Origin of the sequence: uncultured Limnohabitans sp. (assembly GCF_937889215.1) — a bacterium.
Classification (GTDB): Bacteria; Pseudomonadota; Gammaproteobacteria; order Burkholderiales; family Burkholderiaceae_C; genus Limnohabitans_A.
This window is the reverse complement of record NZ_CALBEX010000500.1, coordinates 1-5,542: the sequence shown is the minus strand read 5'-3', so window position 1 is coordinate 5,542 and position 5,542 is coordinate 1. Positions and strand designations below refer to the sequence as shown.

General features: G+C 57.6%; 3 protein-coding genes, 1 tRNA gene and 1 pseudogene. All 5 read left to right on the top strand.

All coding sequences use genetic code 11. The features are described 5' to 3' along the window. Window positions 1-631: pseudogene (locus Q0341_RS12675) on the top strand (trigger factor); the annotation flags it as partial. Window positions 632-752: 121 nt separating this feature from the next. Beyond that, window positions 753-1,361, top strand: a complete 609-nt coding sequence (gene clpP / locus Q0341_RS12670; RefSeq protein WP_299513928.1) for an ATP-dependent Clp endopeptidase proteolytic subunit ClpP — start codon at window positions 753-755, stop codon at window positions 1,359-1,361. Window positions 1,362-1,469: 108 nt separating this feature from the next. Beyond that, the gene (gene clpX, locus Q0341_RS12665; protein WP_299513926.1) at window positions 1,470-2,735 is read left to right on the top strand and encodes an ATP-dependent Clp protease ATP-binding subunit ClpX; all 1,266 of its coding nucleotides are present in this window, start codon (window positions 1,470-1,472) and stop codon (window positions 2,733-2,735) included. 99 nt (window positions 2,736-2,834) lie between these two features. Next, window positions 2,835-5,258, top strand: coding sequence for an endopeptidase La (gene lon / locus Q0341_RS12660; protein ID WP_299513924.1), 2,424 nt, complete (start codon window positions 2,835-2,837; stop codon window positions 5,256-5,258). A gap of 98 nt (window positions 5,259-5,356) precedes the next feature. Continuing rightward, window positions 5,357-5,432: transfer RNA gene (locus Q0341_RS12655), tRNA-Gly, on the top strand. The last annotated feature ends 110 nt before the right edge of the window (window positions 5,433-5,542 follow it).

Sequence of the window (5,542 nt, the reverse complement as noted above, 5' to 3'; positions counted from 1 at the left end):
GGCAGGCAAAACCGCTGACTTCATGGTCACCGTCAAGAAAATCGAAGCCGCCAATCTGCCCGAAGTCAACGAAGCCCTGGCCAAGTCCTTGGGCATTGCTGACGCCACGGTGGAAGGCCTGCGCGCCGACATCCGCAAAAACCTCGAGCGTGAAGTGAAATTCCGCTTGCTGGCCCGCAACAAGCAAGCCGCCATGGACGCTTTGGTGGCCAAGGCTGAGCTGGACTTGCCCCAGTCGATCGTTCAAAGCGAAATCGAGCGCCTCAAAGAGGGTGCCCGTGCCGACCTGAAGCAACGCGGCATCAAGGACGCCGACAAGGCCCCGATCCCTGACGACATCTTCCGCCCTCAAGCCGAGCAGCGCGTGCGCTTGGGCCTGGTGGTGGCCGAAGTCGTGCGTGGCAACACATTGCACGCCAAGCCTGAGCAGATCCAGGCCCACATCGAAGAGCTGGCCTCCAGCTACGAGCGTCCTGACGATGTCGTGCGTTGGTACAACAGCGACAACCAGCGCATGGCTGAAGTTGAGGCCGTGGTCATCGAGAGCAATGTGTCCGACTTCGTGTTGGGCCAGGCCAAAGTGGTGGAGAAAGCCATCACGTTTGAAGAACTGATGGGTCAGCAGGCCTGATCTTTCTGGGGTAACACCCGAATATGGGGCTTGAGCCGGGCTTGCTGTTCGGCGATCAAGCCCCATCTTCATGGTGGCATTCAAAACTTGGTTAAAGTCAGTCTGAATTACTGGAGAAACGATGAGCGCACTGGACATCACAAATTTGGGCATGGTGCCCATGGTCGTCGAGCAATCGGGCCGTGGCGAACGTGCTTACGACATCTATTCGCGTTTGCTCAAAGAGCGCGTGATCTTTTTGGTGGGCGAGGTCAATGACCACATGGCCAACCTGATCGTGGCCCAGTTGCTGTTTTTGGAGAGCGAAAACCCCGAAAAGGACATCTCGCTGTACATCAATTCGCCCGGTGGTTCGGTGAGCGCGGGCATGGCGATTTACGACACCATGAACTTCATCAAGCCCGATGTGTCGACGCTGTGCAACGGCATGGCGGCCAGCATGGGGGCGTTTTTGTTGTCTTCAGGGGCCAAGGGCAAGCGGTTTTCTTTGCCCAACTCCAAGATCATGATTCACCAGCCCCTGGGCGGTGCACGAGGTCAGGCCACCGAGATCGAGATCGCCGCACGCGAGATCGTCAAGACCCGTGCCCACCTGAACCGCATCTTGGCCGAGAACACAGGTCAGCCGCTGGCCAAAATTGAACTCGACACCGAACGCGACTATTACCTCTCGGCCACCGAGTCCAAAGACTACGGTTTGATCGACGACGTCATTTCCAAACGCGCTTGAGGGTGGCCGGGCTCCCCGGCGCTCAGGCTGACGGCGTTGACCCCCAAAGGGTGAACGCCGTTTTTCTTTCGTTATCATTGACGAATTCCGGATTCCGAGGCGACATCTATGGCCGATAAAAAAGGCTCGACTACTGAGAAAAACCTGTTCTGCTCCTTTTGCGGCAAAAGCCAGCACGAGGTCAAAAAGCTGATCGCAGGTCCATCGGTCTTCATTTGCGACGAATGCATTGATTTGTGCAACGACATCGTGCGCGATGAACTGGCTTCCACCACCACCGTGGAAGGGGCCAAAGAGGGCTTGCCGACACCCCTGGACATCAAGACCAACCTGGACAATTACGTGATTGGCCAAGAAAAAGCCAAGCGCAGCCTGGCGGTCGCGGTGTACAACCACTACAAGCGCCTCAAGCACAAAGAGGGTGCCAAAAAAGACGAGGTCGAGCTGGCCAAGAGCAACATCTTGTTGATCGGCCCCACAGGCTCAGGCAAGACCTTGCTGGCCCAGACCATGGCCCGCATGCTGGACGTGCCCTTTGTCATGGCCGACGCCACCACCCTGACCGAAGCCGGTTATGTGGGTGAGGACGTTGAGAACATCGTCGCCAAGCTGCTGCAGACCTGCAATTACGACGTCGAGCGTGCGCAACGCGGCATCGTTTACATCGATGAGATCGACAAGATTACCCGCAAGTCCGACAACCCCTCGATCACCCGTGACGTCTCGGGCGAGGGCGTGCAGCAGGCCTTGCTCAAGCTGGTCGAAGGCACCATGGCCAGCGTGCCTCCGCAGGGCGGGCGCAAGCACCCTAACCAAGACTTCTTGCAGATCGACACGACCAACATCTTGTTCATTTGTGGCGGCGCTTTCGCTGGGCTTGAAAAGGTCATCGAAAACCGCACCGAATCGGGTGGCATTGGTTTTGGTGCCACCGTCAAGAGTAAAAAGCAACGTTCGCTCACCGACGTGTTCAACGAAGTCGAGCCCGAAGACCTGATCAAGTTTGGCTTGATCCCCGAGCTGGTGGGCCGTTTGCCGGTGGTGGCCACTTTGGCCGAGCTGAGCGAAGAGGCGCTGGTGCAAATTTTGACCGAGCCGAAAAACGCGGTGGTCAAACAATTCACCAAACTGCTGGCCATGGAAGGTGTCGAGCTGGAGGTGCGACCCAACGCCCTCACGGCCATGGCCCGCAAGGCGCTGGCCCGCAAGACCGGTGCCCGGGGCCTGCGCTCCATCATGGAGCAGGCCCTGATCGACACCATGTTCGAATTGCCCAACCAGGCCAACGTTGAAAAAGTGGTGGTGGACGAGTCCGTCATCGACGACAACAAACCGCCGCTGCTGGTTTACCGCGAGTCGGCCAAACAGGCCTGACCCACTGGGGCGCACGCCAATGAATACCCCCGATCACCGATGGGTTGAAATTGGCAGTGCAGCATCCATGTGTAGCTGAATTGACCTGAGGGACATCACATGTCTGGACACACACCTTTACCGCCCACCTTGATCGAACTGCCCATGTTGCCCTTGCGTGACGTGGTTGTGTTCCCGCACATGGTGATTCCGCTGTTTGTCGGGCGCCCCAAGAGCATCAAAGCCTTGGAAACTGCCATGGCCGCTGAACGCCGCATCATGCTGGTGGCCCAAAAGACCGCCGCCAAGGACGAGCCTGTCATCGACGACATGTTCGATGTGGGCTGCGTGTCGACCATTTTGCAAATGCTCAAGTTGCCCGATGGCACGGTCAAAGTCTTGGTCGAGGGCCAGCAGCGCGCCTTGGTCAAGTCAATCGTCGATGGCGAGGCGCACTTTGTGGCCTCGGTCACGCCGGTGGACCCTGCGGCCGAACAGTCCGAAGCCAGCAGCGAAATTGAGGCGCTGCGACGCGCCGTCATGCAGCAGTTTGACCAGTACGTCAAACTCAACAAAAAGATTCCCCCCGAAATCCTCACCTCGATTTCCAGCATCGACGACGCGGGACGCCTGGCTGACACGATCGCCGCGCACTTGCCCCTGAAGCTCGAAAACAAGCAGCAGGTGCTGGATCTGGCCAACATCAAAGCCCGCCTGGAAAATTTGTTCGCCCAGCTGGAGCATGAGGTCGACATCCTTAATGTCGATAAGCGCATCCGTGGCCGCGTCAAGCGCCAGATGGAAAAGAACCAGCGCGACTTCTACTTGAACGAGCAGGTCAAAGCCATCCAGAAAGAGCTGGGCGACGGCGAAGAAGGCGCGGACATCGAGGAGCTCGAAAAGAAAATCAAGGCCGCCAAAATGTCGGCCGAAGCCCGCAAAAAGGCCGAGGGTGAGCTGAAAAAGCTCAAGCTCATGTCGCCCATGTCGGCAGAAGCATCCGTGGTGCGCAATTACCTGGATGTGCTGATTGGCTTGCCTTGGGGCAAAAAAACCAAGCTCAAGCACGATCTGGCCAATGCCGAAGACGTGCTCAACCAAGACCACTTTGGTTTGGACAAGGTCAAGGACCGCATCCTTGAGTATCTTGCTGTGCAGCAACGCGTCGACAAGGTCAAGGCCCCTATCTTGTGCCTGGTCGGGCCACCCGGTGTGGGAAAGACTTCGCTTGGCCAATCGATTGCCAAAGCCACTGGCCGCAAGTACGTGCGCATGGCCCTAGGCGGCATGCGTGACGAAGCCGAGATTCGTGGTCACCGCCGCACCTACATCGGCGCATTGCCCGGCAAGGTGCTGCAAAACCTGAACAAGGTCGGCACCAAGAACCCGCTGTTCTTGCTCGACGAGATCGACAAGCTGGGCACGGATTTCCGGGGCGACCCATCAAGCGCTTTGCTGGAGGTGCTGGACCCTGAGCAAAACCACACCTTTGGTGACCATTACGTCGAGGTTGACTTTGACCTGAGCGACGTCATGTTCGTGGCCACCTCCAACTCGATGAACATCCCCTCGGCCCTTCTGGACCGGATGGAAGTGATACGTTTGTCCGGCTACACCGAAGATGAAAAAACCAGCATCGCCATGAAGTATTTGCTGCCCAAGCAGATGACCAACAACGGCGTGAAAGACACCGAGCTGCAAGTGACCGAAGCCGCTGTGCGCGATGTGGTGCGTTACTACACACGCGAAGCCGGTGTGCGCTCGCTGGAGCGCGAGCTGGGCAAAATCTGCCGCAAAGTCGTCAAGGCTTTGCTGCTCAAGCAGATGACACCCCAGGTGGTGGTGAATGCGGACAATCTGAACGACTTCCTGGGCGTGCGCAAGTACAGCTATGGCCGTGCCGAGCAAAAGAACCAGGTCGGCCAAGTGGTGGGCTTGGCTTGGACCGAGGTGGGCGGCGATTTGCTCACCATTGAGGCGGCGCTGATGCCGGGCAAAGGCGTGATCACCCGCACTGGCTCGCTGGGCGATGTGATGAAAGAGTCTGTGGAAGCTGCGCGCACCGTGGTGCGCAGCCGCTCACGCCTGTTGGGCATCAAGGACGAAGTCTTTGAGAAGAAAGACCTGCACATCCACGTCCCTGACGGTGCCACACCCAAAGACGGCCCGAGCGCCGGTGCAGCCATGACCACGGCCATGGTGTCCGCGATGACGGGGATTCCGGTGCGTGCCGATGTGGCCATGACTGGCGAGATCACGCTGCGCGGTGAAGTCACGGCCATTGGCGGTTTGAAAGAAAAATTGCTGGCCGCTTTGCGCGGCGGCATCAAGACGGTGTTGATCCCCGAGGAGAACGTCAAGGACTTGCAGGACATTCCTGAGAATGTCAAAAACGGGCTGGAAATCATCCCTGTCAAATGGATTGACCAGGTGCTGGACGTTGCCTTGGAAGCCAAGCCTGTGCCCTTGAGTGACGAAGAAGTGGCTGCAGCCGCTTTGTCGGCTGTTACAGCAACCGCCAAACCCGAGGCTGTGAAACATTGATGCAAAATTTTCAGGCCAGCTTCAAAGTTGGCCTGAAATTGCATTACAATTTGACAATCGCAGAAAATACGGCATACAATGCCAGGTTTCTGAAATATGCGGGAATAGCTCAGTTGGTAGAGCGCAACCTTGCCAAGGTTGAGGTCGCGAGTTCGAATCTCGTTTCCCGCTCCAAACACCGAAAGAAGTGCCAACATCTTTCAAACAAAAAGGGAAGTCAGCGCTTCCCTTTTTTGTTGTGCGCCCAGCATGGGCGCACACCTGCGGGTGCAAGTCCCGCTGCG